At 64.0% G+C, this 26,383-nt stretch carries 23 protein-coding genes; 6 read left to right on the top strand and 17 right to left on the bottom strand.

Going from position 1 to position 26,383, the window contains the following annotated elements:
• The 7 genes from CL52_RS05165 to secA all read right to left on the bottom strand — a co-directional run bounded on the left by CL52_RS05165 (window position 1) and on the right by secA (window position 9,585).
• Complete coding sequence (locus CL52_RS05165) at window positions 1-789, bottom strand: alpha/beta hydrolase family protein (RefSeq protein WP_043218943.1); 789 nt, start codon at window positions 787-789, stop codon at window positions 1-3.
• The gene (locus tag CL52_RS05160) at window positions 776-1,897 is read right to left on the bottom strand and encodes a DUF3182 family protein (protein ID WP_043218940.1); all 1,122 of its coding nucleotides are present in this window, start codon (window positions 1,895-1,897) and stop codon (window positions 776-778) included. The genes CL52_RS05165 and CL52_RS05160 overlap by 14 nt, the downstream gene beginning before the upstream one ends.
• A gap of 212 nt (window positions 1,898-2,109) precedes the next feature.
• On the bottom strand, window positions 2,110-3,675 hold the full coding sequence (gene ahpF / locus CL52_RS05155) for an alkyl hydroperoxide reductase subunit F (RefSeq protein ID WP_043218937.1): 1,566 nt from the start codon (window positions 3,673-3,675) through the stop codon (window positions 2,110-2,112).
• A 109-nt stretch (window positions 3,676-3,784) separates the two neighbouring features.
• Complete coding sequence (gene ahpC / locus CL52_RS05150; RefSeq protein ID WP_041107447.1) at window positions 3,785-4,348, bottom strand: alkyl hydroperoxide reductase subunit C; 564 nt, start codon at window positions 4,346-4,348, stop codon at window positions 3,785-3,787.
• A gap of 158 nt (window positions 4,349-4,506) precedes the next feature.
• The gene (locus CL52_RS05145) at window positions 4,507-5,448 is read right to left on the bottom strand and encodes a Nudix family hydrolase (protein WP_043218936.1); all 942 of its coding nucleotides are present in this window, start codon (window positions 5,446-5,448) and stop codon (window positions 4,507-4,509) included.
• 65 nt (window positions 5,449-5,513) lie between these two features.
• Window positions 5,514-6,731, bottom strand: a complete 1,218-nt coding sequence (gene argJ, locus CL52_RS05140) for a bifunctional glutamate N-acetyltransferase/amino-acid acetyltransferase ArgJ (protein ID WP_041107450.1) — start codon at window positions 6,729-6,731, stop codon at window positions 5,514-5,516.
• Between the two features lie 112 nt (window positions 6,732-6,843).
• Window positions 6,844-9,585 (bottom strand): preprotein translocase subunit SecA, encoded by a 2,742-nt coding sequence (gene secA, locus CL52_RS05135; protein WP_043218933.1) that lies wholly within the window; start codon window positions 9,583-9,585, stop codon window positions 6,844-6,846.
• 193 nt (window positions 9,586-9,778) lie between these two features.
• Here secA and CL52_RS05130 point away from each other — a divergent pair, with 193 nt between their 5' ends.
• The 4 genes from CL52_RS05130 (at window position 9,779) to CL52_RS05115 (ending at window position 11,489) form a co-directional block, all read left to right on the top strand.
• Entirely contained in the window at window positions 9,779-10,234 is a 456-nt protein-coding gene (locus CL52_RS05130; protein WP_043218932.1) for a DciA family protein, read from the top strand.
• A gap of 62 nt (window positions 10,235-10,296) precedes the next feature.
• Window positions 10,297-10,761 carry a hypothetical protein gene (locus CL52_RS05125; RefSeq protein ID WP_043218931.1) on the top strand — a complete coding sequence of 155 codons (465 nt, stop codon included), beginning with the start codon at window positions 10,297-10,299 and terminating at the stop codon, window positions 10,759-10,761.
• Window positions 10,762-10,857: 96 nt separating this feature from the next.
• Complete coding sequence (locus tag CL52_RS05120) at window positions 10,858-11,115, top strand: YebG family protein (protein WP_041107458.1); 258 nt, start codon at window positions 10,858-10,860, stop codon at window positions 11,113-11,115.
• Between the two features lie 98 nt (window positions 11,116-11,213).
• Window positions 11,214-11,489, top strand: a complete 276-nt coding sequence (locus tag CL52_RS05115) for a DUF3509 domain-containing protein (protein WP_043218929.1) — start codon at window positions 11,214-11,216, stop codon at window positions 11,487-11,489.
• Between the two features lie 65 nt (window positions 11,490-11,554).
• Here CL52_RS05115 and CL52_RS05110 read toward each other — a convergent pair whose 3' ends face one another.
• The 4 genes from CL52_RS05110 to CL52_RS05095 all read right to left on the bottom strand — a co-directional run bounded on the left by CL52_RS05110 (window position 11,555) and on the right by CL52_RS05095 (window position 18,712).
• Window positions 11,555-14,176 (bottom strand): LuxR C-terminal-related transcriptional regulator, encoded by a 2,622-nt coding sequence (locus tag CL52_RS05110; RefSeq protein WP_041107462.1) that lies wholly within the window; start codon window positions 14,174-14,176, stop codon window positions 11,555-11,557.
• 212 nt (window positions 14,177-14,388) lie between these two features.
• Window positions 14,389-15,750, bottom strand: a complete 1,362-nt coding sequence (locus CL52_RS05105) for a DUF1329 domain-containing protein (RefSeq protein WP_043218927.1) — start codon at window positions 15,748-15,750, stop codon at window positions 14,389-14,391.
• 92 nt (window positions 15,751-15,842) lie between these two features.
• Complete coding sequence (locus CL52_RS05100) at window positions 15,843-17,723, bottom strand: DUF1302 domain-containing protein (RefSeq protein WP_043218925.1); 1,881 nt, start codon at window positions 17,721-17,723, stop codon at window positions 15,843-15,845.
• Window positions 17,724-18,154: 431 nt separating this feature from the next.
• The gene (locus tag CL52_RS05095) at window positions 18,155-18,712 is read right to left on the bottom strand and encodes a hypoxanthine-guanine phosphoribosyltransferase (protein ID WP_041107468.1); all 558 of its coding nucleotides are present in this window, start codon (window positions 18,710-18,712) and stop codon (window positions 18,155-18,157) included.
• 224 nt (window positions 18,713-18,936) lie between these two features.
• Here CL52_RS05095 and upp point away from each other — a divergent pair, with 224 nt between their 5' ends.
• Both upp and CL52_RS05085 read left to right on the top strand, forming a co-directional pair.
• A complete protein-coding gene (gene upp, locus CL52_RS05090; RefSeq protein ID WP_041107470.1) occupies window positions 18,937-19,575 on the top strand; it encodes a uracil phosphoribosyltransferase in 639 nt (212 codons plus the stop codon).
• Between the two features lie 2 nt (window positions 19,576-19,577).
• The gene (locus tag CL52_RS05085; RefSeq protein WP_041107472.1) at window positions 19,578-20,837 is read left to right on the top strand and encodes a uracil-xanthine permease family protein; all 1,260 of its coding nucleotides are present in this window, start codon (window positions 19,578-19,580) and stop codon (window positions 20,835-20,837) included.
• 51 nt (window positions 20,838-20,888) lie between these two features.
• On the opposite strand, the gene CL52_RS05080 is transcribed toward CL52_RS05085, so the two are convergent.
• From CL52_RS05080 to hemA, 6 genes are all read right to left on the bottom strand, one after another.
• Window positions 20,889-21,407, bottom strand: coding sequence for an acyloxyacyl hydrolase (locus CL52_RS05080; protein WP_043218922.1), 519 nt, complete (start codon window positions 21,405-21,407; stop codon window positions 20,889-20,891).
• A 75-nt stretch (window positions 21,408-21,482) separates the two neighbouring features.
• A complete protein-coding gene (murI, locus tag CL52_RS05075) occupies window positions 21,483-22,286 on the bottom strand; it encodes a glutamate racemase (protein ID WP_043218921.1) in 804 nt (267 codons plus the stop codon).
• Window positions 22,276-23,031, bottom strand: coding sequence for a molybdopterin-synthase adenylyltransferase MoeB (locus CL52_RS05070; protein ID WP_041107477.1), 756 nt, complete (start codon window positions 23,029-23,031; stop codon window positions 22,276-22,278). Before CL52_RS05070 ends, murI begins: the two co-directional genes overlap by 11 nt.
• On the bottom strand, window positions 23,021-23,878 hold the full coding sequence (gene prmC, locus CL52_RS05065; protein WP_043218920.1) for a peptide chain release factor N(5)-glutamine methyltransferase: 858 nt from the start codon (window positions 23,876-23,878) through the stop codon (window positions 23,021-23,023). Before prmC ends, CL52_RS05070 begins: the two co-directional genes overlap by 11 nt.
• Window positions 23,879-23,881: 3 nt before the next feature.
• Entirely contained in the window at window positions 23,882-24,964 is a 1,083-nt protein-coding gene (gene prfA / locus CL52_RS05060; protein ID WP_043218918.1) for a peptide chain release factor 1, read from the bottom strand.
• Window positions 24,961-26,229: a glutamyl-tRNA reductase gene (gene hemA, locus CL52_RS05055; RefSeq protein WP_043218916.1), complete on the bottom strand. Its 1,269-nt coding sequence runs from the start codon at window positions 26,227-26,229 to the stop codon at window positions 24,961-24,963. The genes prfA and hemA overlap by 4 nt, the downstream gene beginning before the upstream one ends.
• Window positions 26,230-26,383: the final 154 nt, after the last annotated feature.

Genomic DNA, 26,383 nt, shown 5'->3' with positions numbered 1-26,383 from the left:
TCAGTCCGGCGGCGGCTCGCCGACCGGGCGGAAGCCACCGGCAGAGCGCTCGTGTAGGCGCGCGCCGATGACCATTTCGGTCGTCCAGTTGACCAGGATCGAGGTGTAGGCCTCCTGGCAGCGCTCATGGCTCAGCGCATGGTCGGCGCCGAAGATGATCCTATGGGTCAGCGAGTGGGTTTTCTGGAAGGCGGCCCGGTAGTTCATGATCGTCTGGTGCGGCACCAGGTGGTCCTTCTCCGACTCGACCAGCAGCACATCGCCCTCGAACCGCGCGCAAGCCGCCAGGGCCCGGTTCTCGGTCGGCAGCACGCGACTGGTGCGCAGCTCATTGAGCACTGCGCGATCGAGCTGGCGCTTGGGCACCGCCCAATCCTCGTCGCGATACAGCGCCGGCACTCGCAGGGCCAGCCACTTCACGGGGCGCAAGCCGGTCAGCAGCGCAGCCAGGTAGCCGCCATAGCTGGTCCCGACCACGGCGATGGCCGCCGGGTCGATATGCGGGTGAGCCGCCAGCATGTCGTAGGCAGCCAGAACGTCGTTGAGATTCTGCTCGCGCGTCACGGTCTGCTGCTGCGCGAAGGTCTGACCGTGCCCGCGCAGGTCGAACGAGAGACATACGCAACCGAGCCCGGCGATGCCCCGCGCGCGCTCCAGGTCGCGCTGCTGGCTGCCGCCCCAGCCGTGCACGAAGAGCACTCCAGGCATACGCGGCGGTGGCGTCAGAAAGGTCCCGGCGATGTGCTCCTCATCGACCAGGATGTCGATTGCCTCGCTATGCGCTGCCATGCCGCACCACCACGCACTTGGTCACGAAACCGATTTCGCTGTCTTCACCACGAAACAGCACTTCGGCATCCGATGGAATCGCTTGGCTCTCGCCATACAGCTCGCGGGTCGCCGCGTGAACGACCCGGTCGGGGTCAGCGCGCAGCGCCTGCAGCGCCGCGATTTCCGCACCGCTGGCGCCGCCGATGCGCCACGATTGCTCGAGCACGCCGGAACAGGCCCGGCCTCGGGCGTCCACACCGCGGGCGATGTCGTAGTTGCGCCGCGAGGCGACCAGGCCCCGAAAGCAGCTGCGCGCCGCCCGGTCATAGACCCGGGCCTGCTCCACGGCCAGACGAGTCGCCTCGTCGAGATCGCAGCGCAGCAGCGCATCGAAATCGCCGCTGACCACCACCAGATCGGAACCACCATAGACCTGCTGACCGTTGTTATCCGGCGTCAGACACTGGGTGCCGTAGTAGCTGGCCAGCTGATCGCCGACTTGCACTTGCCCGACGCTGAACGTGGTCACCTGTGCGAGATTGCTTTCCAGCACCAGCCCATAGGTTTCCAGTTCTCGCTCGTCGAGTTCCGCCAGCGCCTGATCCAGCGCCGCCACGTCGTGGATCTCGACCTGCCCGCGGCCGCCGGTGGCGCGCACCGGTTTGATCCGCACGGGGCCTTCATGCAGCAGGCGCAACCCGGCATCCCGGGCATTATCACGGGTGAATGCGCTGTAACCGGGCAGGACGCTGTCGCGCACCTGCGCACAGAAGTCCCTGGACCAGCCCACCGGCGCATCGGCCTCGCTGCGCACCAGCGGATGGGTAATCGCCTTGGTCTGCACGAAGGGATGCGGAACGAAGCCGCCAAACAGGTCGGTTTCAGCCTCCAGGCCGAGCTCGCGCGCCTCCTGGCTGCCGACAATGGTTCCCGAAGGCACCAGGTAGATGTGCCCGCCCGGTACCGTTCCGGGGCGGTAGTCGCCGCCGTAGTGGTAACCCAGCAAGTCCGCCAGCCGCTCGGCCAGCGCGGCGTGGACGCTTCGTTCGTGCTGGGGCTCGTGATGTCGGTTGGGATAGGTCAGCACCACCCCGCGCGGCGCCCGCACCGAACCTTCTTTGCTCATCGAGACAGCTCCATGGACTGCGTAAAGACGAGGTGCACGGCCCATCGTGGCCGGCATGCGCTTTCACCCGAGCCGCTGTTGGGGCCGGTGTAGCCATCTAGACCGCAGGCGGCGGTTATCTATCCGGTGGCGGGACTGCGCCGGGTTCCCGGCTCGACGAAAAAGGGAGCAGCCTTGCGGTCCGCTCCCTTTTTTCATGCCGCTTTCGCGCCTCAGATCACCGGGGCACTGCTGCGGATCAAGTGGTCGAAGGCCGACAGCGAGGCCTTGGCGCCTTCGCCGAGGGCGATGACGATCTGCTTGTAGGGCACCGTGGTCACGTCACCGGCGGCGAATACGCCGGGGATGTTGGTCTGGCCCTTGGCGTCGACCTCGATCTCGCCGAAGCGCGACAGGTTGACCGTGCCCTTGAGCCAGTCGCTGTTGGGCAGCAGGCCGATCTGCACGAAGATGCCTTCGAGTTCGAGGTCGCGGACCTCGTCGCTGTGGCGGTCCTTGTAGACCAGCCCGGTGACCTTCTGCCCGTCGCCCTTGACCTCTGTGGTCTGCGCCATGGTCAGGATGGTCACGTTCGGCAGGCTTTTCAGCTTGCGCTGCAGCACCGCGTCGGCCCGCAGGCTTTCGCCGAACTCCAGCAGGGTGACGTGGGCGACGATGCCGGCCAGGTCGATCGCCGCCTCGACGCCGGAGTTGCCGCCGCCGATCACCGCCACGCGCTTGCCCTTGAACAGCGGACCATCGCAGTGCGGGCAGTAGGCGACGCCGCGGCCACGGTATTCCTGCTCGCCGGGCACGTTCATCTCGCGCCAGCGCGCCCCGGTGGCGAGGATCAGGGTCTTGGCCTTGAGCTCGCCGCCGTTGTCGAACCGCACGGTGTGCAGGCCGTCGTCGCCCGCCGGGATCAGCTGGCTGGCACGCTGCAGGTTCATCACGTCGACCTCGTACTCGCGCACGTGTTCTTCGAGCGCGCGGGCCAGTTTCGGGCCTTCGGTTTCCTTCACCGAGATGAAGTTCTCGATGGCCATGGTGTCCAGCACCTGGCCGCCGAAGCGCTCGGCGGCGACGCCGGTGCGGATGCCCTTGCGCGCGGCGTAGATCGCCGCCGCAGCGCCGGCCGGGCCGCCACCGATGACGAGCACGTCGAAGGCACTCTTGGCCTTGAGCTTCTCGGCATCACGCGCACCGGCGCCGGTGTCGAGCTTGGCGAGGATCTCCTCGACGCCCATGCGGCCCTGGCCGAAGGGTTCGCCGTTGAGGTAGAGGCTCGGCACCGACATGATCTGCCGCGCTTCGACCTCATCCTGGAACAGCGCGCCGTCGATGGCCACGTGGTGGATGTTGGGGTTGAGCACGGCCATCAGGTTCAGCGCCTGGACCACGTCCGGGCAGTTCTGGCAGGACAGCGAGAAGTAGGTTTCGAAGCGGTATTCGCCCTCGAGCGCCTGGATCTGCTCGATCAGCTCTGGCGCCAGCTTCGACGGATGGCCGCCAACCTGCAGCAGCGCGAGCACCAGCGAGGTGAACTCATGGCCCATGGGCAGGCCGGCGAAACGCAGGTCGATCTCGCGATCATGGCGCACCAGGGCAAAGGACGGCCGGCGCGCATCGTTGCCGGCGGTATTCAGGCTGATCTTGTCGCTCAGGCCGTTGATGTCGTTCAGCAGCGCGAGCATTTCCTCGGACTTGGCGCTGTCGTCCAGCGAAGCGACGATCTCGAACGGCTGGGTGACCTTTTCCAGGTAGGCCTTCAGTTGGGTCTTGAGATTGGCATCGAGCATCAACAGCACCTCATCGGGTAACAGGTAGCAAAACGCCCGGACGGGTCGCGTCCAGGCGTCATAGGGAAGGCACCCGGAGGTGCCTTCTACAGCAGGCGAGGCGTAGGCCTTAGATCTTGCCGACCAGGTCCAGCGAAGGAGCCAGGGTCTTCTCGCCTTCCTTCCACTTGGCCGGGCAGACTTCGCCCGGGTGAGCGGCGGTGTACTGGGCGGCTTTCAGCTTGCGCAGGGTCTCGGAGACGTCGCGAGCGATCTCGTTGGAGTGGATCTCGACGGTCTTGATCACGCCTTCCGGGTTGATCAGGAAGGTACCGCGCAGCGCCAGGCCTTCTTCTTCGATGTGCACGTCGAAGGCGCGGGTCAGCTGGTGAGTCGGGTCACCGATCAGCGGGAACTGGGCCTTGCCAACGGCCGGCGAAGTTTCGTGCCAGACCTTGTGCGAGAAGTGGGTGTCGGTGGTGACGATGTACACCTCGGCGCCGGCCTTCTGGAACTCGGCGTAGTTGTTGGCAGCGTCTTCGATCTCGGTCGGGCAGTTGAAGGTGAAGGCAGCCGGCATGAAGATCAGCACGGACCACTTGCCCTTCAGGGACTCCTCGGTAACCTCGATGAACTTGCCGTTGTGGAAGGCGTTGACTTTGAACGGTTGGACCTGGGTGTTGATCAGGGACATCTGCTAACTCCTTTAGGGGGTTCAGAAATTTGACGGGGCCTACGATAACGCAGCCCACGGCATGTCGTTAATTGATTAAGGGCATAGCGCCGATTGTCTTTGCCTATCGAACGCCCGCGCCAGTGGCCGGCTATCGACTCCGGCAGCAGCGCGGCAGTTCAACCCGGCCAGAATGCCCGCACCGCGGCGATGCCCTGAGCGCCGACGCGCCGTGCCTGGTCGGTATCGGACAGCTGCAGACCGCCCAGCACATAGGCGGGCCCGTTGAAGCCTAGCAGCAACTCCGCCACGCGCGGCCACCCGAGCGGCTGCGCGTCCGGATGGCTGGCCGTTGCGTGCACCGGCGACAACGTGACGAAATCTACCGCCAACGACGCGGCCGCCGCCAGCTCGTCCGCATCATGACAAGACGCCGCCAGCCAGCGCTCAGCCGCCAGGGGGCGCGCCTGGCCAATGCACTCGCGCAACTGGCGGGCTGTCAGGTGCCAGCCGGCGTCCGGGAACTCCTCGGCCCATTCCAGCGGCCCCTTGAGCATCAGCTGGGCACGCCCGGCGCACAGTGCCTGGGCGCGCTGCGCCAGCGCCCGGTAGTCGTGCGCCGAGAGCGACGGAGCTCGCAGCTGGACCAGCTCGATGCCCGCCTCCAGCGCCCGGGCCAGGCCGTCGAGCACTTGCTGCGGCGCGAGGCCGTCCGGGGTGATCAGGTAACGCCGAGGCAGCCGCGCGGCGGCAATGATCGGCTGGTTCGCCGCTGGAAACTGGTAACGCACCAACTCGCCCGGCTCGACCCATGCCAGTGGCTGTCCCTCGGCGCCGTGAGGCTCGCCGGCAAACGCAGTGACTTCCCACACGTCCAGCAGAACCCGCTTGTCCGGGTAGTCGTGCCGCACCTGAATCAGGGGCTGCGCCTGCGTGATGTTGATGCCCAGCTCCTCGAGCAGCTCACGGGCGAGTGCCACCTCGACGCATTCATCGGCCTCGACCTTGCCACCGGGAAATTCCCAGAGCCCGCCCTGGTGCTTGTCCAGGGGGCGCTTGGCGATCAGGACGCGCCCTCGTGCGTCACGAATGACAGCGGCGGCCACGTGGATTCGTTGCATCGCTTGTGACTCCAGCCTGCCGGCCTCGGTCCGGTCGGCAGGCGCTAGCTGAGCGGCCGGATTGCTCAGGTGCGGTACTCCGCGTTGATTTTCACGTACTCGTGGGACAGATCGGTGGTCCAGATCGTCTCGCTGCAGTCACCACGGCCCAGCTCGATCCGGATGGTGATCTCTTCGCGGGCCATGACCGCCGCGCCCTGCTCTTCCGTATAGCTGGCGGCACGCCCGCCCTGGCTGGCGATGCAGACCTCGCCGAGATACACGTCGATCAGGCTGACATCCAGGTTCGGCACGCCGGCATAGCCAACCGCGGCGAGGATGCGCCCCCAGTTCGGGTCGGAAGCGAACAGCGCGGTCTTGATCAGTGGCGAGTGAGCCACGGCGTAGGCGACATCCAGGCATTCCTGATGGTTGCCGCCGCCGTTGACCTGCACGGTGACGAACTTGGTGGCACCCTCGCCATCACGGACGATGGCCTGGGCCACCTCCATGAACACCTCGAACACGGCCTGCTTCAGCTTGCCGAACAGCTCACCGGAGGCCTCGGTAATCTCAGGCAGCGCGGCCTGGCCCGTGGCGATCAGCATGCAGCAATCGTTGGTCGAGGTATCGCCATCGATGGTGATTCGGTTGAACGACTTGTTTGCCGCATCACGCACCAGGTCCTGCAGCACTTCGCGGGCGACCTTGGCGTCAGTAGCGATGTAGCCCAGCATGGTGGCCATGTTCGGACGGATCATGCCGGCGCCCTTGCTGATGCCAGTCACGGTCACGGTCACGCCGTCGTGCTGGAACTGGCGGCTGGCGCCCTTGGGCAGCGTGTCGGTGGTCATGATGCCGCTGGCGGCCTGGGCCCAGTGATCCTCGTCCAGGTCGTCCAGCGCGGCCTGCAGAGCGGCCTCGATCTTCTCCACCGGTAACGGCTCGCCGATGACGCCAGTCGAGAACGGCAGCACCGCCTCCTCCGCTACGCCCGTCAGCGCGGCCAGCGCCGTGCAGGTCCGGCGCGCATTGGCCAAGCCCTGCGGACCGGTGCCGGCGTTGGCGTTACCGGTGTTGGTCAGCAGATAGCGAACTTCGCCCTGCATACGTTCGCGGGTGACGATCACTGGCGCCGCGCAGAACGCGTTGGTGGTCGTCACGCCGGCAATGCGCGAGCCCTCAGCGCAGCGCATGACCACCACGTCCTTGCGGCCGGGACGTTTGATGCCCGCCGAGGCGATCCCGAGCGCAAAGCCTGGAACCGGATGCAGTTTGGGTAGAGGACCGAGACCGACAGCCATTGAACGCACTCCTCAACTTGTGGCGACCCACCCGGACCGCCCGATCAACAGAGAAAAACGCCGCGAGCGGCGGTTGGCCGGTCGCGGCGCGGATACCTGCCTGGCAGGGGGGCTATTGCACCTGCCCGTGACAGTGCTTGTACTTCTTGCCGGAGCCACAGGGGCACGGCTCGTTGCGGCCGATCTTCGGCTCGCTGCGAATCGGCGTGACGTTCGACGCGCCGTCCTGCTCGCCTTCAGCCGGCTCGTCCTGCGATTCCTCGAGCGCTGACACCTCGGCGTGCTGGAACTGCATGCGTTGCGCCAGCTCCTCGGCTTCGCGGCGCAGACGCGCTTCCTCTTCGGCCGGGTCCTCGCGGCGCACCTGCACATGGGACAGTACGCGGATGCTGTCGCGCTTGATCGATTCCAGGAGCTCCTGGAACAGCGCGAAAGACTCGCGCTTGTACTCCTGCTTCGGGTTCTTCTGCGCGTAACCGCGCAGGTGAATGCCGTGACGCAGGTGATCCATGGTGGACAGATGGTCCTTCCACAGGTCATCCAGCACGCGCAGCACGATCTGCTTCTCGAACGTGCGCAGGGCCTCGGCACCCGCCAGCTCTTCCTTCTCGCGGTACGCCTCGAGCAGCGCCTGCATGATCTTCTCGCGCAAGGTCTCCTCGTAGAGTTTCTCGTCTTCGTCGAGCCACTGCTGGACCGGCAGGCGCAGACCGAAATCGCTGTAGAGCACCGCCTCGAGACCGGGGATGTCCCACTGCTCAGGTAGCGACTGCGGCGGGATGTGCGAGCTGATGGCGTTGCTCAGCGCGTCCTCGCGGAACTCGGCAATGGTCTGCCCGATGTCGTCGGCCGCCAGCAGGCTGTTGCGCATGTGGTAGATGACCTTGCGCTGCTCGTTGGCCACGTCGTCGAACTCGAGCAGCTGCTTGCGAATGTCGAAGTTGCGGCCTTCGACCTTGCGCTGGGCCTTTTCGATGGCATTGGTGACCATGCGGTGCTCGATCGCCTCGCCCGCTTCCATACCCAGCGCCTTCATGAAGTTCTTCACCCGATCGGAGGCGAAGATGCGCATGAGGTTGTCTTCCAGCGACAGGTAGAAGCGGCTGGAGCCCGGGTCCCCCTGACGGCCGGCACGGCCACGCAGCTGGTTGTCGATACGACGGGATTCGTGACGCTCGGATGCAATGACGTGAAGGCCACCCGCCTCGATCACCAGCTGGTGACGCTTCTGCCAATCGGCCTTGATCTGCGCAATCTGCTCTTCGGTCGGGGCCTCGAGTTTGGCGACTTCGACCTCCCAGTTACCACCGAGCAGGATGTCGGTACCCCGACCGGCCATGTTCGTGGCAATGGTCACCGAACCCGGCTTACCCGCCTGGGCGATGATCTCAGCTTCCTTGTCGTGATACTTGGCGTTGAGTACCTGGTGGGCGATGCCTTCCTTCTGCAGCAGCTGCGAAACGTATTCGGAGCTTTCGATCGAGGCCGTGCCGACCAGTATCGGTCGACCCTGCGCCTGGCATTCCTTGATGTCGGTGATGATCGCCGCGTACTTCTCGGCCTGGGTCAGGTAGACCAGATCATTGTAGTCCTTGCGCGCGATCGGCCGGTTGGTCGGAATGACCACCACCGGCAGGTTGTAGATCTGCTGGAATTCGAAGGCTTCGGTATCCGCCGTACCGGTCATGCCGGACAGCTTGGCGTAGAGACGGAAGTAGTTCTGGAAGGTGGTCGAAGCCAGGGTCTGACTTTCGGCCTGGATGTTTACACCCTCCTTGGCCTCGATCGCCTGGTGCAACCCCTCGGAGAGGCGACGCCCCGGCATGGTACGGCCGGTGTGTTCGTCGATCAGGATCACCTGACCGTTCTGCACGATGTACTCGACATTGCGATGGAACAGCTTGTGCGCGCGCAGACCGGCATAAACGTGGGTCAGCAGGCCGAGGTTGTGCGCCGAATACAGGCTCTCGCCCTCGCCGAGCAGACCGGCCTGGGTCAGCAGTTCCTCGATGTACTGGTGCCCGGCCTCGTTGAGTTCGACTTGCCGTGTCTTCTCATCGATCGAATAGTGGCCTTCCTGCGTGACGACCCCCTCTTCTTCTTCGATGTGCTGCTTCAGGCGCGGAATCAGCTGGTTGATCTGCATGTACAGCTTGGAGCTGTCTTCGGCCTGACCGGAGATGATCAGCGGCGTGCGCGCCTCGTCGATGAGGATGGAGTCCACCTCGTCGATCACGGCAAAGTTCAGTTCCCGCTGGAACTTGTCGGCCATGCTGAAGGCCATGTTGTCGCGCAGATAATCGAAACCGAATTCGTTATTGGTGCCGTAGGTAATGTCGGCGGCGTAAGCGGCGCGCTTTTCCTCCGGCGGCTGGAACGGCACCACGATGCCGACCGACAGGCCGAGGAACTCGTACAGCGGGCGCATCCAGTTGGCGTCTCGCCGGGCCAGGTAATCGTTCACCGTGACCACATGCACGCCCTTGCCAGACAACGCGTTGAGGTACACCGCCAGCGTGGCCACCAGCGTCTTGCCCTCGCCGGTGCGCATTTCGGCAATGCGCCCTTCATGCAGGGTCATGCCGCCGATGAGCTGGACGTCGAAGTGACGCATGCCCATGACGCGCTTGCCCGCCTCGCGGCAGACGGCAAAGGCTTCGGGAAGAATCTTGTCGAGGGTCTCCCCCTTTTCCAGACGCGCCTTGAACTCCTCGGTCTTGCTTCGCAGCTGCTCATCGCTAAGCGACACCATCTGCTCTTCGAGCGCGTTGACGGCCTGCACCGCCTTGAACATGCGCTTGACTTCACGCTCGTTCTTGCTTCCAAAGAGTTTCTTCAATAAAGGCGCAAACATATCGAAAAGGGTTTCCATGCTGGGGATGGAGGCACGACGGCGCCGGCTGGCCCCGCGTGCAAAGGGGGCATTCTACTCGGAAACGTACTCGTGAAAAGCGGCACGGTTGCGCAGCGGCAGCCCGCCGCCAGCCTGCGACGCCCCATCCCTTTTGCTACCATCCAGAGCCCGGCAACCTCGAGACGCTACCGTAATGGCATTGCGCCCTCTCACCGCACGCCCCCCGCTGGTTCTTCTGCGCGAAGCCAAGCCGCTGCGAGCGCTTTTCGGCGAAGCGCAACGACTCGACCGGCTGCAGCAGATCGTCGAAAGCCAGCTGCAACCCGCTGCGCGTCCTCACTGCCGGGTAGCCTCGTGGCGCGAGGGCTGCTTGCTGCTGATCATCACCGATGGGCACTGGGCGACGCGCCTGCGTTATCAGCAGCGTCGCCTGCAGCGCCAGCTGGAGACGCACGAGGCATTTGCCGGCCTGCAACGTATTCTGTTCCGCGTGCAGCCTCCGCAACCGACAAGGCCGGCTCCTCGTCAGCCGACGCAGATTTCCCAAGCGTCGGCGGAACACATAAAAGCCAGCGCCGAAGGTATCGACGACCCGCGACTGCGGGCCGCACTGGAGCGCCTTGCGGCGCATGGCCTGCCACGCGACTAGTCTGTCGGCGCGAACGTTGCCCGCCCCTCATGCGGGCCACTGCTCTGGCCAAAGGAGCGCTCATGCTGATCGGTGCCTTGCTCATCCTCCTGTGGTTCATCCTGTTGCTGCGCTACCCGCTGCGCGCGCTGCCCATATCGCTGGGCGCTGCGGCGGCCTTCGCGCTGGTGGTTGGCTGGGCAATCCTGCAGGACCGCCAGCAGGCACGGCTGCTCGAACGGCTCGAGGTGACGATAAGTTACGAGCCCAGGCAATGCCCGGCCGCCCGCCCCTTGCTGGCACGGTTGACCAATCACAGCGACAGGCGCGTTAGCCAGCTCAGCTGGCGCATTGCCGCCTACGTACCGAATTCACGCCTGAATGTCGCCCAAGGCAGCTTCGAGAAACCGGACTACTCGCTTCCGGCCGACCTGCAGGCAGGCGCCAGCTGGCAGAGCTGCCTGCCACTTCCCACCCTGCGCAGCGGCTATCGCGCCAGTACCCTCAGCTTTGGCGCCACGGACCTGGAGGGCGAATTTACCGATTGAACCGAGCAGCCCCGGCACGCAGCGGCTTCCCAACTGCCAGCAAGGCCATTAAGCTGTATATACAAACAGTATTTGCCAACCTAACCGAGGTAGCCAATGGCCGTCGAAGTGGTCTATCGCAGTAGCCGGGATGTGGAGCGCCTGTTCATGGATAAAGCCGAAGCCGATCGTCATGACAAGATGCTGGAACTGGCCGAAGCGCTCACCGCAGTGCTTCATGCCGCCGCGCCATCGCTCGAGGAGCGCCATGCCGAGGAGCTCGGCATCTTCATGGCGAAGAATCGAGAGGTGTTCGCCAAGGCCTTCAAGGGCAACCCCGATGTTCTGACGGAGCTTTCCAGCACAGCCGACTGAGGTGCGACATCCGTGCAGGACCACTCGGCAGCCGGCGATGAAACTGTCTCGACTGCCGCAGGTCTCTAGTCGCAGCCACTACACACAGGTACTGCGCAATGAAAAGCTCGTTTCAGGAGATCAGCGACGCCTTTCAGCCAGGCTACAACGTCAATTTCAGTATCGAGAAACCCGACGGCAGCATTCTGCTGACGCTGACCGGGGCGCAAGGCGTGGCGGTCAAACGGTATATCAGCGCTGCGCAATGGCGCGATCAGACGCAACTGCAGCGCCTGATCACCAGCCTGAAGTTCAGCCTGGCGATCGAGTACGGCGAGCCTCCCTTGCCCACGGCGGGCGAACTGCGCCCCGCCCTCTGGCGTCCCCGCCCGTAAACCAATAACAACAGAACGGATTTTCGCGGCCGTCGATACCTCGGGCGGCCTGGCTTGCTGCGCGCTCAGAGCCAGGCGAGCGCCTTGGCCTTGGCAACTGCCTGGGTACGGCGCGCCACGCCGAGTTTCGTATTGATCCGTCGTGCATGGGTCTTGACGGTATGCAACGAGATGAACAGCTGCTCGGCGATCTCCTGGTTGGAGCAGCCCTGGGCGATCAGCCGGAGCACCGTCAGCTCGCGGTTGCTCAGCAGCATGTCATCGTTGGCAACGACCATGTCCTCCGGCGAACGCTCGTACTGCAGCAAACGATCCCGCAGGCTCTCACCCTTGGTTGCGGCGGGCAGGATTCGCGCCAGCCACTGCGGCTGCCGATGATGGAGTTCGTACAACGGCTTGACCAGTTGTTGGCGCAGCGCCTCGCCAAGGGCTTTGCGCAACTCCTGCTCGGCCTCGCTCAGCGCGCCCTGGTCAAACAAGGCTTCGGCCAGGGTGAAGCGGCATTCACAGGCAAGACCGAGTCGTTGCGCCTGCAGGTTCTCGTCGATCAGCTGCCGCAATGCGGCCGCCGCCTGCTCGGGGCGCCCTTCGAGAAGATCCAGCAGTGCCAGGTAACGCCTCGCGCGTGGCAGCAACTCGTAGAAACCGGAAGGCGCCAGGTGCCCACCCTCGGCGTACTGCTCGCATACCTGCTGCATGGCGCTGCGCGCCTTGGCCAGATCGCCCTGGTGCAGCCAGGCGACACCATTCATCAAGCGCAGAATGCCGCGAAAGCGGGCCTCCGGAACGTGACGCCATTGGGTCAGCCGCTCGGCCTCCCGCAGCCAGTGATAGGCATCAGTGAATTCGTGGTTGCGTGCAGCCAGCTCGGCAAGCCCGACATAACCGAAGAAGGTGTAGGAGTCGCCACAGGTCTCGGTTTCCACCCGCCCCTTCTGGAATGCTTCGCGCGCCGGATCGTCGAGCCCCTGATACGCGAGCAGGTGTCCCTGCAGCAACTGCAGGCGCCCAATAATCGGGCTGTGACGCACGGTGTCGCGCAGCATTCTGATGGCCTCGTCCAGCACCCCGACAGCCCGTTCGAACTCGCCGGTCAGCTCCAGCAACTGGACACGGTCCACATTCAGCATGGTCTCGTAGATGACGCTGCCCTTGAGCCGCGCCAGCTTCATGCCCTCGCTGTTGTAATGCTGTGCCAGCTCCAGACAGCCCTCGGCCATAGCCTGCTGGCACAACGTCTGATAGCAGAGCACGCGCTGGGCCCAGGCATGATCGGTCAGCACCTCCAGCGCCTGCAAGCAATGCTCGCGGGCGGCGGGGTCGCCCCTCAGGCGCGCCACGAAACCGCGCAGGGCCTGCCAATGCGCCAGCAGCTGGGCCTGGCGACGCGCATCCGGCTGCGGAAAGAACTTGGCCAGTTCGGCGAGGCATTCATCTACTTCATCCAGGCGCGCCGAAACGATCAGCGCCCAGCCTTGCAACACGATCAGGCGCGTTGTGCTGACGAACAGATCCTGCGGCAACTGGCTGCGCCATTTCAGAAAATGCGACACGTTGTCGCCGATCAGCAGTTGCTCCTGGCCGTAGCGCTGCAGATAGTTGGCCGCCACTTCCGGCTGGCCAGCCCACAGTGCGTGCTCGACCGCCTCGCGCATTTCGTCGCGGCTGGCGAACCATTGGCAGGCGCGCAGATGGATGTGGCTGGACGAAACCGCTTCGGGCAGCCGCTGCAGCAGTAGAGCCAGCGGCCGCCACAGGCGAAACCACTCGCCGCAGTTATCGATCTGGCGCACGAACAGCTGGTAGGTGCTCAGGGTTTCCAGAATCCGCCCATCGATACCGTCGAGCACGTGATCGCACAGCGTGGCGGAAAAGCGTGGCAAACGCGCCAGCGCGAACAGCGCACGCCTGATCTCGTCACTCTGTCCATCGAGCACTTCGCGTTGCACGTAGTCACGCAGCAATGGCGTGCCGGCTACCAGGCGTTCGCGCACGGCTTGTTCATCGGCATTGAGCAGCAACAGGCAGACACCTGCCGGCCAGCCCTCCGTCCCCTGCAGCAGCTGCTGGAAACTGTCCCCCGGCAGCTGCAAACGATGCGCTCGCAGCAACTGCCCGAGCTCATCGGGGGTAAAGGCGAGTGCCTGGGCTTCGCACTCGAACAGATGCCCCTGAAGCAGAAGGCGCGGCAATTTCCAGGCGGGTTGGCGGCGACTGGTTACCCACCAGCTGATCGACTCGGGACCGAATTCGAGCAGCATATCGAGGCACTCGTCCAACTCGGGGCTTGGCTGGCGCGGATAGTCGTCGAGCATGATCCAGAGCGGCTGGCGCACATGGCCCAACAGCCGCAGGACATCCTCGCGTGACTGCCCCGCCGCTGGCGGGTGTCCCAGTGCGGCAGCAAGCCGCGCGTAGAGTTGGTCGACGGAAAGAGCGCGCCCGCCGATATCGAGCCACACCAGCAAGGTGTCGCCGGGCACCTGTCGGGCGCACTCGCTCATCAGCACGCTCTTGCCAAAGCCGGCCGGCGCACAGACCAGTCGCAAGCGGCAATCACAGGAAAGCAGCGCATCGGATAGTCGCGGACGCGCGACGTGAACAGGCGGCAGCCTTGGAATCACCGGCCCCGGCACCTGTGCTGGCGCCTCGCCAGTCATGGCATCCGGCAGGAAGCTTACGGACATGGCAGCATCTCTTGTTGGAATTGTTCAGTCCATCGAACCGACGGCGCTGGGCGCCGATCAAGCTGTCGTCCTTGGCAAAACTGCCGCAAACGAAAGGGTTTGTCGATCACAGCCGCAACCTGGGGCTCTTGCGAACCTAGCACCGCTGGCTCAGCACAACAAAAAAAGGCGGCCGATTGGCCGCCTCGATTCATCAGCGCGATACCTCGCTATCAGCGAACACCTGCGTTGCGCAACGCTGCAGGAGTAAAGTCGCCGGCCGATGCCTTGTAGCCCCAGTCGAACGGCTTCTCCTCGTTGCTCATGCCGATCGCGATATAGCGGCCGGAAATGATGTCGTACAGCGCCTCGAAGGCGTAGGCCGGAACCTTGTGCTGGTAGTACTGCAGCATATGGCCCTCACCCACGCGCCAAAGCTGACCACGCCCGTCGTAAAGCTCGGACTGGACGATCGTCCAGGTGTCCTCGTCCACGAAGAAGCGACGCTTGGCGTAGATGTTGCGCTCACCGCTCTTGAGGTTGGCCTCGATCTCCCATACACGGTGCAATTCGTAACGCGCCAGGTCCTGGTTGACGTGGCCTGCCTTAATCACATCGTCGTATTTGAGGTCGCTGGAGGCGATATCGAAGCTGTTATAGGGGATATACAGCTCCTTCTTGCCGATCAGCTTCCAGTCGTAGCGATCCGGCGCGCCGCTGAACATGTCGAAGTTGTCGGTGGTACGCATGCCATCCGAAGCGGTACCCGGGCCGTCGTAGGCGACTTGCGGGGCGCGACGAACGCGACGCTGACCTGCGTTGTAGATCCAGGCCTGACGTGGGTCCTTTACCTGATCGAGCGAGTCGTGCACGAGCAGCACGTTACCGGCCAGACGCGACGGAGCGGTCACGCGCTGCTTGAAGAACAGCAGCGCATTCTTGGCGCGTTCCGGATCCAGATCGGACATATCGCTGGGGAACGCGACTTCGTCTTCGAAGTGCACCAGCGTGTAGCTGCCATTCGTCTGCGGGGTCGCCTGCACGATGTTGCGGCGCACATTGCCGCCGCGGTAACGGGTGATGTGGTTCCAGATGACTTCCAGGCCGTTCTTCGGAATTGGGAATGCGTAGTAGCGGCTCTCCGTGAAGTTGGCGATACCGTTGCCACCTTCCACCAGCTCGGCGTTCAGCGCACTCTTCTTGGCGGCTTCGTAGATCGAATCGGGCAGCGCTGCGCTGCGGTGGGTTTCGAATACCCGGATTTTGTAGGTTTCCGGATAGCGCTTGAACATGGCCAGCTGACCGGCAGTCAGCTTGTCCTTGTACTGATCGACGTTCTGCGCCGTGATCACGAACTTCGGCTGCTCATTCTTGAACGGATTGGTGAGGTGCCCGCCCTTGAGTGGCGCCGCATCGGTTGAAAGGCCACCCGTCCAGGCCGGAATCGTGCCGTCGGCATTACCCGCCTTCTCCGCGCCCAGCGGGGTTAGCGAGTCGCCGAGTTTCGCGGCCTCTTCCTGGGATACCGCCGCCATCACGCTGCTCGCGAGCAGGGAAAAGGCCAAGACACTGAATAGCTTTCTTGTTGTTTTCATAGGTTCCAGTTCCTCTTGATCGTGTTCGACAACCGGGCCGAAAATTTTTAGGCCGACGACCGGGCATCGGCCGCCGGCAGCACACTGTCTCCTTAGAAGTTGACGCCTACGCTGAAGGCCAGGAAGTCACGGTCGGTAAGCATGTTGTAGTCGCCACCGAAGAAGTCGGTATAGGACAGGCTGGCGGTGTAGGTATTTTGATATTCAGCATCTAGCCCTACGCTGACTGCCTTGGCGCCCTCATTGAAGAGGCCGTTCGGGCCGTAGCCGTCGACGTCATGCGAGAACGACAGGTTCGGCTTGAAGTTGATGCCGGCGAAGACGTTGTTGTAGTCGGCGATGGCGCGCAGGCGATAGCCCCAGGAGTTGGCGGTGACGAAACCATGCCAGCCGTTGGCAGCCAGCGCGGCAGCGTCGGTAGGCGTACCGAAGTTGGGGTCGCGGCCATAGCGAACCTCGCTTGTACTCTCCAGTCCGCCAACATGCGCGTAACCAATCTCGCCCACCACAGTCACGCGCTCCGCCCCCAGCACCTGGTCGAAGAAATGCGTGAAGGTAGTTTGCAGTTGGGTGATTTCCTTGCGGTTATAGCCGCGATTATCTAGCCCTGCCCGAGTGGGGTCAGTTAGCTCAAGCGTGACGTCGGTGGTATTGATCTGGATAGGCGCGTTAGGCCGGTAACTCATTTCACCGGACCAGGCTGTGCCGGTGGGCAACGTCGTAGAGAAGCTCAAACCGTAAAGCTGGATGTCTTCAGGATATTCCAAGTAGTACTGACCGTTGCCGAGCAACACCGCGCCGCCGATCGCGGTGCCGGCCTGAGCAGCGAGTCCTCCCGCCATCTGCTGAGCCATCGGAATTGCTTGAGCCAACGGAATCCCTGCCTGCACGAGCTGCGCCACAACCGACTCGATTACCGCTTGGCCGGCTGCAGCTCCAGCCCCTTGGGCAGCAGCAAAGGTCCCAAGGCCGGCAGTATGGGTGCTCACGATCGGCGTACGACTGTGATAGTTCATGAAATAGGCACCGTACTCGGTGCTGTCGCCAAGCCAGCGCAATGCCAGGCCATACTGACCGGAGTCACGAGCATCACGGTCACCACCGCGCGGGATCATCACGCCCTCGTCGGAATAGGAAACGCCGGCGGCCGTGGCGAAGCCTCCCAATGGCCCGTTCAATGTCGAGGCAAGCGCAGCCGGCCCGACGTTGTAATTATTGTCACAGCCATCCGCCGCGACATCAGCTCCCGAGAAGAACGTTCCGCAGTTATCGACAATCGTCTGATCCCATTCCAGCTGATAGAACGCCTCCATGCTCAGGCGGTCGGTCAGGCTCTGCGAGACGTAGAGCATGTTGACCGGAATCAGGCCTTCCTTGATCTCCGCGCCCGGGCGACGGAACGCCGCGGCGTCCAGCGGGTTGATCGAGTTGATGGAGTTGCCGATGAAGGTGCTCTCACCCCAACTCACCACCTGCCGGCCGATCCGCACGGTGCCCGGCAGCTCGCCCAGGTAATAGTTGTGATAGAGGAACGCATCGAGGATCTCGGCGCCGGAAGACTGGGCGGCTTCCTTGCGGTTGCTGTCGCTGATGTCCTTGAACAGGCGGCTCTCGTCCTTAAGCTCGAAGTCGTACCAGTACTTGCCGCGCACGAACGCGCCGCTGTCGCGATAGCGCAGCTCCAGGTCGTGCACGCCCTTGAAGATCTTCGAGAAGGTCTCGCCCTTCTTGAAGTTCAGACGACCATCATCGCCAGTCTGAGTAAAGCCAGTTCCTCCATTGGCTGCACCAACCAGATCCATGTCCGGATCGTCCATCGCCCAGCTGGCGCCAATCGACATGGAGGAGTCGAACTGCCCCTCGATCTCGCCGATATTGAAGGTAACCGCGTAAGCCGGTGCAGCAGTGCTCAGCGCGATTGCGAGAGCAAGGGATGTGGGCCGGAAGATTCCTTGCCTTGTTGTTTTTGTCATGAGGCGCTCCTGGTTGGTTCGAAGTACGTCAACCCTACCCAGACGCAAAGAGTGGGTTAAGCGCACTAAGGTTTGATTTGCTTTGTCATCCTTAAGTATGAAAAGCCCGCTAGGCGCTGGCTTTGCGGGCAATATCAAAATGCCGCGACTAGGCGACTGCGCTTGAGCTTAGCCGCACTCTTTCGAACGGGAAAGCCCGCCGCAGAGCGGTCGGATGCAAGGTCGCGGTTTCTGTGACGAAAGTGGCGAGGAGAGCAATATCGGTGAGCGCCACCCCCAACCAAGGTCGCAGGGCAAGGACCACAGAGGGCAGCCAAACAGGGGGACGAACTGCGACCGTTACGTTTCGCATGGCCACAGGTGGGGAGAAAGGAAACAGGCCTGCCGGCCCAACGGCCCCGCCCGGAAGGGGCGGAGCGGGAAACCAGCCGTTACAACCCCTTGACCGCGTAGATACCCGGCGCGTTGCGCCAGTAGCCCTTGTAATCCATGCCATAGCCGAAGATGTAGCGATCGATGCAACTCAAGCCGACGTAATCGGCCTTCAGATCCGGACGCGCCTTGCGCTGGTGATCCTTGTCGATCAGCACGGCGGTGTGCACGGCAGCTGCGCCCGCGTGGCGGCAGAAGTCGATGATGGCGCCAAGCGTGTGCCCTTCGTCGAGGATGTCATCGATGATCAACACGTCACGGTCGATAAACGAGATTTCCGGCTTGGCCTTCCAGAACAGCTCACCGCCGCTGGTCTCGTTGCGGTAACGGGTCGCATGCAGGTACGACAGCTCGAGCGGAAAGTTGAGCTTGGTAACCAACTTGCCGGAGAAGATCAGCCCTCCGTTCATGACACAGAACACCACCGGATTTCGCTCGGCCAGTTCCGCGTTGATCTTTTCGGCGACCGCATCGATGGCAGCCTCCACCTCGGCTTCGCTGTAAAGGCAGTCGCTCTCTGCCATGACTTGACGGATATGTTCGAGATCGACAGGCATCGCGATTCCCCACTGAAATTGATGTGCGCCACGGCCGGTAAAAGACGCTGCTCCATGGCTGACCAAGCGGTCAGGAAAGCCATCGAATCCAGCCGACCAGGAAGGGGCGGCAAGATACCCACCCGAACCTCACGCGGCAAGTCGCGCGGATGAGCCAAGCCACATAGCCCGTGGCCCGGCGATGCTTTACTCTACGCCGGTTAATCACCCCGCCGGAGCCCCCCATGCCTATTCGAGAGATCCGCCACCCGCTGATCCGTCACAAACTCGGCCTTATGCGCAGAGCCGATATCAGCACGAAGAACTTCCGGGAGCTGGCCCAGGAAGTCGGCTCGATCCTCACCTATGAAGCAACCCAGGACCTGCCGCTCGAGCAATACAGCATCGACGGCTGGTGCGGCCCGGTCCAGGTGGAAAAGATTTCCGGCAAGAAGATCACCGTGGTGCCGATCCTGCGCGCCGGCATCGGCATGCTCGACGGCGTGCTCAGCCTGATCCCCGGCGCCAAGGTCAGTGCTGTCGGCATCGCTCGCAATGAACAGACCCTGCAGGCGCAGACCTACCTGGAAAAACTGGTTCCGGAAATCGAACAGCGCCTGGCGATCATCATCGACCCCATGCTGGCTACCGGCGGCTCGATGGTCGCCACCATCGACATGCTGAAGAAGGCGGGCTGTCGCGAGATCCGTGCACTGGTCCTGGTCGCCGCACCCGAGGGCATCGCCGCCGTGGACAAGGCGCATCCCGACGTCACCATCTATACCGCTTCAGTGGACGAGCGACTCGACGAGCACGGGTATATCGTGCCGGGGCTCGGTGACGCCGGCGACAAGATCTTCGGCACCAAGCAGAAGGACGTCTGAGCATGACAGGCACTCAGGAGCCCTTGGCCCGCCAGGTACTGGCTGGCGCACAGATGCTGTTCGTCGCCTTTGGTGCGCTGGTCCTCATGCCGCTGATCACGGGCATGGATCCAAACGTCGCCCTCTTTACTGCAGGCCTGGGCACCTTGCTGTTTCAGTTGGTCACCCGGCGGCAAGTTCCGGTGTTTCTGGCCTCGAGCTTTGCCTTCATCGCGCCGATCATCGCGGCCAAGGGCGAATTCGGCCTACCCGCCGTGCTCGGCGGCGTGGTTGCGGCGGGCCTGGTCTACGTGTTGCTGGGCTTCGCGGTGCGCATCAAGGGCGCAGGTTTCATCGACCGCCTGCTGCCGCCGGTGGTGATCGCCCCGGTGATCATCTCGATCGGCCTCGCGCTGTCGCCGGTGGCCGTCAACATGGCCATGGGTAAATCCGGCGACGGCGCGACCGAACTGGTGCCTTACGGCACGGCCATGCTGATCTCGATGCCGGCGCTGCTTACCACGCTGCTGGTGGCCGTCCTGGGCAAGGGGCTGTTCCGCCTGGTACCGATTCTGGCCGGCGTATTCGTCGGCTACTCGCTGGCACTGGCGTTCGGCGTGGTCGATACCAGCGGCATGCTCGCCGCACCCTGGCTTGCCGTCCCCAACTTCGTCGCGCCGGAGTTCCACCTTGGCGCCATTCTGTTCATGGTGCCGGTCGCGCTGGCTCCCGCCATCGAGCACATCGGCGGCGTGGTCGCCATCGGCGGCGTCACGGGCAACAACTATCTGAAAAACCCCGGGCTGCACCGCACACTGCTGGGCGACGGGCTGGCCACATCGGCCGCGGGACTCTTCGGCGGCCCGCCGAACACCACCTATGCCGAGGTTACCGGCGCGGTAATGCTGACGAAGAACTACAACCCGAAGATCATGACCTGGGCGGCGGCATTCGCCATCGTGCTGGCCTTCATCGGCAAGTTCGGCGCAGCCCTGCTGAGTATTCCGGTGCCGGTGATGGGCGGCATTCTTTGCCTGCTGTTCGGCTCCATCGCGGTAGTCGGACTGAGCACGTTGATCCGTCACCAGATCGATCTGTCCGAGGCACGCAACCTCATCATCGTCTCGGTGACCCTGGTGTTCGGGATTGGCGGGATGGTCGTCGGCAACGGCGAGTTCAGCCTTTCCGGCATCTCCCTCGCCGCCATCGTGGCGCTCTTGCTGAACGTGCTGCTTCCCGGTGCCGAAGGCTGGAAGAACAAGCAGCTGGACGAAACGCTTTGAGTTGAGGCACCCGGCGAGCGGCATCCGCTCCGCTCGCCGGCTGAACGCTGATTAGAAATCCATGCGGTAGTGAACCGCGTAGCTCTCCACGCCATCGTTGGGGTTCTTCAGCCCCGCATTCGAATAATGCAGCGCCCGGATGCCGACCTCATGGCCACCGGCAAAGCGCAGGCCGAGGCCGATCCGATCCTCGAACTGAAAGGACGAGCCCAGGTCGCGATCCTCGATTTCGGTGCTCTCGAACCCGGCGATACCGATACCCGCCTCGATGTACGGGCGAACCGAGTCACCGTTGAATTCGTAAACGAATACCGGCGCCAGCGACAGGCTGTGGTTGGCGGAGGTTTCGTCGCCCTCCCAGTAGGTATATGCGGCATCCCAGTAGCCGGTGAGCCGGCCGGTGGAACTCTGGAACCAGCTCTTGCCGAAATCGTGCTGGAGGCCCAGACGATAGGTCATCGTCGATTCGCCCGTAGCGCCCACGGCGCCGGTAATGCCCATCGCATGAGCACCGGCGAACGGCATGACACCCAGCGCAGCAGCCAGCCCGAGAGAGATCAGCTTGTTCATCCGTAACTTCCTTATTTCTATAACCGTTGGTTTTAGGTTAGCTCTGATTCTGAGGCGTCGCGTCGGCAGGAGTTCCTAGACCGGGCAAACCTGTACGTCTGCCTCATCGCCCCAGAGCAAAGGCAATACCTCGGCCAGCCTGCCCGGCGCACCGCTGGAAAAGAAGCGCGCCGGCTGCTGCCGTTGAGAGTGGTTCAGCAGGCCACTGGAAGCAAGCAACTGCTCGAGCCGGCGCGCCACCGCCGCACCGGTATCGACCAGCTGAACATCCTGCGGTACCAGCTCAGTGAGCAGCGGCCTGATGAATGGGTAGTGCGTGCAACCGAGAATCAGCGTGTCGCAGCCTTGCGCCAGCAGCGGCTCGACCCAGCCGGCAAGCAGCGCGCGTGTGACCGGTCCCTGCAGATCGCCCGCCTCGATGCGCTCCACCAAGCCCGGACAGGGCTGGGTGATCACCCTGACATCGCTGGCAAAGCGGTCGAGCAAGGCGGCGAAACGCGCGCTTTTCAGTGTTCCGGTGGTAGCGAGCACACCCACCACGCCGCTACGTGTCGCCCGCGCGGCAGGCTTGACCGCTGGCTCCATACCGACGATGGGCACCTCCGGATACAACTCGCGCAACTCGGCCACGCCGGCCGCGGTGGCCGTGTTGCAGGCGAGCACCAGCGCCTTGGCCCCCCGGTCGAGGAGAAAGCTGGCAATGGCACGACAGCGCTGGCGGATGAAATCGGGTGTCTTTTCGCCATAGGGAACGTGCGCACTGTCAGCTACATAGAGCAACGCCTCGTGCGGCAAACGCTGCCGAATCTCGCGCAGCACCGAGAGGCCACCAACACCGGAGTCGAAGACCCCGACGGGCGCGGCCGCATCAGCCGGCATGGCTACCGCAGACCGTACAGGCCGGGTCCCGGCGCACCTTCAGCTCGCGGAAGCGCGTCGAGAAGGCATCGATCAACAACAACCGCCCCACCAACGGCTCACCGAAACCGACCAGCAGTTTCAGCGCCTCGAGCGCCTGCAGGCTGCCGACCAGCCCCACCAGCGGGCCCAGCACGCCGGCCTCGCTGCAGGTCAACTCGGCCTCGCTGCCGTGGCCGTAAAGGCAGTGATAGCAGGGGCTCGAAGCGTCACGCGGATCGAACACCGACAACTGGCCCTCGAGGCGAATCGCCGCGCCGCTGACCAATGGCCTGCGCGCAGCCACGCACGCCGCGTTCACCGCCTCGCGAACGGCGAAGTTGTCGGTGCAATCGAGCACCAGATCGACCGCCTCCACGGCAGCCGTCAGGGTATCGGCATCCATCGCGACGCGATGCGCGACGAGAGTGATCTCGGGGTTGAGCCGCTCGAGCCGGGCCATGGCCGAGTCGACCTTGTGCTGTCCCAGCGCGGCGCTGTCATGCACGATCTGGCGCTGCAGGTTGGTCAGGTCGAGGCGGTCGAAATCGGCCAGGTGCAGTTCACCGACGCCGGCGGCCGCCAGGTAGAGCGCCACCGGCGAACCGAGCCCGCCGAGCCCGACCACCAGCACCCGGCTGGCCTTGAGCCGCAGTTGGCCCTCGACATCGACCTGCTTGAGCAGGATCTGCCGACTGTAACGCAGCAGTTCTTCGTCACTGAGCATGCGGTGCCTCGCTAGGTTGCCCAATCAAACGGCCAAGGCTGACACGCTCGTGCCCACCGAGATCACGACAGCTGCGGACCTCGACGAAGCCGGCGCCCTGCAGCAGCGCACGCACGGCGTCGCCCTGATCGTAGCCGTGCTCGAGCAGCAGCCAGCCACCCGGCAGGAGATGCTGCGCAGCACCGCCGATGATGCTACGAATGTCGTCCAGCCCGTCGGCGCCTGCGACCAGCGCGCTCGGCGGTTCGAAGCGCACGTCGCCTTCGCCCAGGTGCGGATCGCTCGCCGCGATATAGGGCGGATTGCTGACGATCAGCGAGAAGCGCTGCCCGGCCAGTGCCTGATACCAATGGCTCTGGCTGAAGGCGACGTTGCCCAGGCGCAGGCGCAGGCGGTTGCGCTCGGCCAGGGCCACGGCCTCGGCAATTCGATCCACACCGACAACCTGCCAGCTTGGCCGCTCGCAGGCCAGGGCCAGGGCAATCGCCCCGGTACCGGTGCCAAGGTCCAGCGCCCGTGCGGCCTCGTCCGGCAGCAACGCAAGGGCAGTCTCGACGAGCAGCTCGGTATCTGGCCTGGGTATCAGCGTATGTGGCGCGACCTCCAGATCCAGGCTCCAGAAGCCCTGGCGGCCGAGGATATAGGCCACCGGCTCGCCCTGGCGACGCCGGGCGAGCATGCCAGCGAAGCGCTCGGCGCACTCGGCAGGCACCTCACGCTCAGGCCAGGTCCGCAGGTAGGTCGCGGGCTTGCCCAGCGCGGCGGCGAGCAACCATTCGGCATCGAGGCGCGCGCTCGGCGAGCCGGGCAGCTCGGCGTTCTGTAGCAGCGACTGAATCGAGGCCATCGCTCAGTCGCCGATAGAGGCCAACTGGTCGGCCTGGTACTCGAGCAACAGCGGCTCGATCACCTGCTCCACCGCACCGGCGATCACCTCGCTCAGCGAGTAAAGCGTCAGGTTGATGCGGTGGTCGGTCACCCGCCCCTGCGGGAAGTTGTAGGTACGAATACGCTCGGAACGGTCACCGGAGCCGACCAGCAGCTTGCGGGTCTCGGAGATGTCCTTGTGCGCCGCCGCATCCTGGCGGTCCTGCAGCTTGGCTGCCAGCCAGGCCATGGCCTTGGCGCGGTTCTTGTGCTGCGACCGCTCTTCCTGGCATTCGACGACGATGCCGGTCGGCAGGTGAGTGATGCGGATTGCCGAGTCGGTCTTGTTGACGTGCTGACCACCGGCGCCCGAGGAGCGATAGGTATCGATGCGCAGCTCGGCCGGGTTGATTTCCACCGCCGCCTGCTCGTCGGGCTCGGGCAAGACCGCCACGGTGCACGCCGAGGTATGGATGCGCCCCTGCGACTCGGTCTCCGGCACACGCTGCACGCGATGCGCACCGGATTCGAACTTCAGCTTGGCGTAGACGTTGTCGCCTTCGACCCGTGAAATGATTTCCTTGTAGCCGCCATGCTCACCCTCGCTTTCGGAGAGTATTTCGACGCGCCAACCCTGCTTTTCCGCATAGCGCGAATACATGCGGAACAGGTCGCCCGCGAAGATCGCTGCCTCGTCCCCGCCAGTACCGGCGCGGATCTCGAGGAACACGTTGCGTGAATCGTTAGGGTCCCTGGGCAGCAGCATGCGTTGCAGGCTGGCCTCGAGCACGTCCAGCTGTTCGCGTGCTTCACCGACTTCCTGCTCGGCCATCTCGCGCAGATCCGGATCGCTGTCCTTGAGCAGCGCCTGCGCGCCCTCGAGATCGGCCTGGACCTTGCGCAGCTGGCGATAGGCACCGATCACCGGTTCGACCTCGGCGTACTCCCGCGAATAGGCGCGAAAGCGCGCCTGATCGCTGATCACCTCGGCATCGCCGAGCAGCGCCGTCAGTTCCTCAAAGCGATCCTGCAGCCCGTCGAGTTTGTTGAGCAGAGAAGGTTTCATCGATTGTCCGTGCCGTCGCCAAGTGCGAAAAGCTCCTGGACCACGCCCAGTGCCTCCACGCGACCTTCGGCGGAGAGTTTCTTCAGCTGCACGCTCGGCGCATGCAGCAACTTGTTGGTGAGCCCACGCGCCAGCTGCGCCAAGGCCTCCTCGGCGCTCGCCCCGTTGGCCAGCAGGCGCTGCGCCTTGCCGAGCTCCTCGTCGCGGATGCGCTCGGCGTTCTGCCGGTAGGCCTTGAGCACGTCCACGGCCGCCAGCTCGCGCAGCCTGAGCATGAAGTCGCTGGTGCCGGCCGCCACCAGCTCCTCGGCGGCCTGAGCCGCGCCCTGGCGACTCTTGAGGTTCTCGGCGACCACTTCGTGGAGATCATCGACGCTATAGAGATAGACGTCGTCGAGCTCGCCGACCTGCGGTTCGATGTCGCGCGGCACGGCGATGTCGACCATGAACATGGGCTTGTGCTTGCGCTGCTTGAGCGCCTGCTCGACCGCGCCCTTGCCCAGGATCGGCAGTTGGCTGGCGGTAGAGCTGATGACGATATCGCTGTTGTGCAATTCCTGCGGGATATCCGCCAGCAGGATCGCCTGTGCGCCGAACTCAGCCGCCAGGGCGCTGGCGCGCTCGAGCGTACGGTTGGCGACGACGATCTTCTTCACCCCCTGCTCGTGCAGATGCCGGGCGACGAGCGTGATGGTTTCGCCGGCGCCGATCAACAGCGCCTGGCTACGTTGCAGATTGCTGAATATCTGCCGCGCCAGGCTCACCGCCGCAAAGGCGACGGAAACCGGGTTCTCGCCAATGGCGGTATCGGTACGCACGGTCTTGGCCGTGCTGAAGGTGGCCTGAAACAGCCTCCCCAGCAGCGGACCGACGCTGCCTGCCTCACGCGCCACGGCATAGGCGGATTTCATCTGACCGAGGATCTGGGGCTCGCCGAGCACCAGCGAATCGAGACCCGAGGCCACGCGCATCATGTGTCGCACGGCCTGTTCATCGACGTGGACATAGGCGCACGCCTTGAGTTCGTCCAGGTTCAGCCGGTGATAATTGGCCAGCCAGGCCAGCACGGAGTCAGCCTCGGCCTGATCCTGATGCAGATAGAGCTCGCTGCGGTTGCAGGTCGACAGAATGGCGGCTTCTCGCGTCGGCGTGACGCGGCAGAGCTGCTGCAGCGCCTCGACCATCTGCTCCGGGGTAAAGGCCACGCGCTCGCGCACGTCCACCGAAGCGGTCTTGTGATTGATACCAAGCGCGAGAAAAGCCATGCGGGGTCGCTGATCAGAAAACGGAGCGCGCAATTCTCCTACTTCGCCCGAGCCAGAACAACCTGTGTCCGGGATTGTCGAACGCTGCGTACTGCGCGCTCGGGCCGCCCCGTGCCGCCCCATGTGCTTGCCCTGTCGCTTGTGTCATCATGCC

Source organism: Stutzerimonas balearica DSM 6083 (genome assembly GCF_000818015.1).
In the GTDB taxonomy this organism is placed as follows: Bacteria; Pseudomonadota; Gammaproteobacteria; order Pseudomonadales; family Pseudomonadaceae; genus Stutzerimonas; species Stutzerimonas balearica.
This window is presented reverse-complemented; position numbering and strand designations above follow the sequence as displayed.

Excerpts from the sequence above, each read along its gene's own strand:
- argJ (WP_041107450.1), bottom strand. The coding sequence starts at position 6,731 with ATGGCTGTCGGTCTCGGTCCTCTACCCAAACTGCATCCGGTTCCAGGC.
- CL52_RS05115 (WP_043218929.1), top strand. The coding sequence starts at position 11,214 with ATGAAAAGCTCGTTTCAGGAGATCAGCGACGCCTTTCAGCCAGGCTAC.
- hemA (WP_043218916.1), bottom strand. The coding sequence starts at position 26,229 with ATGGCTTTTCTCGCGCTTGGTATCAATCACAAGACCGCTTCGGTGGAC.
- CL52_RS05145 (WP_043218936.1), bottom strand. The coding sequence starts at position 5,448 with ATGCAACGAATCCACGTGGCCGCCGCTGTCATTCGTGACGCACGAGGG.
- CL52_RS05085 (WP_041107472.1), top strand. The coding sequence starts at position 19,578 with ATGACAGGCACTCAGGAGCCCTTGGCCCGCCAGGTACTGGCTGGCGCA.
- CL52_RS05070 (WP_041107477.1), bottom strand. The coding sequence starts at position 23,031 with ATGCTCAGTGACGAAGAACTGCTGCGTTACAGTCGGCAGATCCTGCTC.
- CL52_RS05095 (WP_041107468.1), bottom strand. The coding sequence starts at position 18,712 with ATGCCTGTCGATCTCGAACATATCCGTCAAGTCATGGCAGAGAGCGAC.
- CL52_RS05120 (WP_041107458.1), top strand. The coding sequence starts at position 10,858 with ATGGCCGTCGAAGTGGTCTATCGCAGTAGCCGGGATGTGGAGCGCCTG.
- CL52_RS05100 (WP_043218925.1), bottom strand. The coding sequence starts at position 17,723 with ATGACAAAAACAACAAGGCAAGGAATCTTCCGGCCCACATCCCTTGCT.
- CL52_RS05160 (WP_043218940.1), bottom strand. The coding sequence starts at position 1,897 with ATGAGCAAAGAAGGTTCGGTGCGGGCGCCGCGCGGGGTGGTGCTGACC.
- CL52_RS05110 (WP_041107462.1), bottom strand. The coding sequence starts at position 14,176 with ATGTCCGTAAGCTTCCTGCCGGATGCCATGACTGGCGAGGCGCCAGCA.
- CL52_RS05125 (WP_043218931.1), top strand. The coding sequence starts at position 10,297 with ATGCTGATCGGTGCCTTGCTCATCCTCCTGTGGTTCATCCTGTTGCTG.
- prmC (WP_043218920.1), bottom strand. The coding sequence starts at position 23,878 with ATGGCCTCGATTCAGTCGCTGCTACAGAACGCCGAGCTGCCCGGCTCG.
- murI (WP_043218921.1), bottom strand. The coding sequence starts at position 22,286 with ATGCCGGCTGATGCGGCCGCGCCCGTCGGGGTCTTCGACTCCGGTGTT.
- ahpF (WP_043218937.1), bottom strand. The coding sequence starts at position 3,675 with ATGCTCGATGCCAATCTCAAGACCCAACTGAAGGCCTACCTGGAAAAG.
- CL52_RS05165 (WP_043218943.1), bottom strand. The coding sequence starts at position 789 with ATGGCAGCGCATAGCGAGGCAATCGACATCCTGGTCGATGAGGAGCAC.
- CL52_RS05130 (WP_043218932.1), top strand. The coding sequence starts at position 9,779 with ATGGCATTGCGCCCTCTCACCGCACGCCCCCCGCTGGTTCTTCTGCGC.
- CL52_RS05080 (WP_043218922.1), bottom strand. The coding sequence starts at position 21,407 with ATGAACAAGCTGATCTCTCTCGGGCTGGCTGCTGCGCTGGGTGTCATG.
- ahpC (WP_041107447.1), bottom strand. The coding sequence starts at position 4,348 with ATGTCCCTGATCAACACCCAGGTCCAACCGTTCAAAGTCAACGCCTTC.
- secA (WP_043218933.1), bottom strand. The coding sequence starts at position 9,585 with ATGTTTGCGCCTTTATTGAAGAAACTCTTTGGAAGCAAGAACGAGCGT.
- prfA (WP_043218918.1), bottom strand. The coding sequence starts at position 24,964 with ATGAAACCTTCTCTGCTCAACAAACTCGACGGGCTGCAGGATCGCTTT.
- CL52_RS05105 (WP_043218927.1), bottom strand. The coding sequence starts at position 15,750 with ATGAAAACAACAAGAAAGCTATTCAGTGTCTTGGCCTTTTCCCTGCTC.
- upp (WP_041107470.1), top strand. The coding sequence starts at position 18,937 with ATGCCTATTCGAGAGATCCGCCACCCGCTGATCCGTCACAAACTCGGC.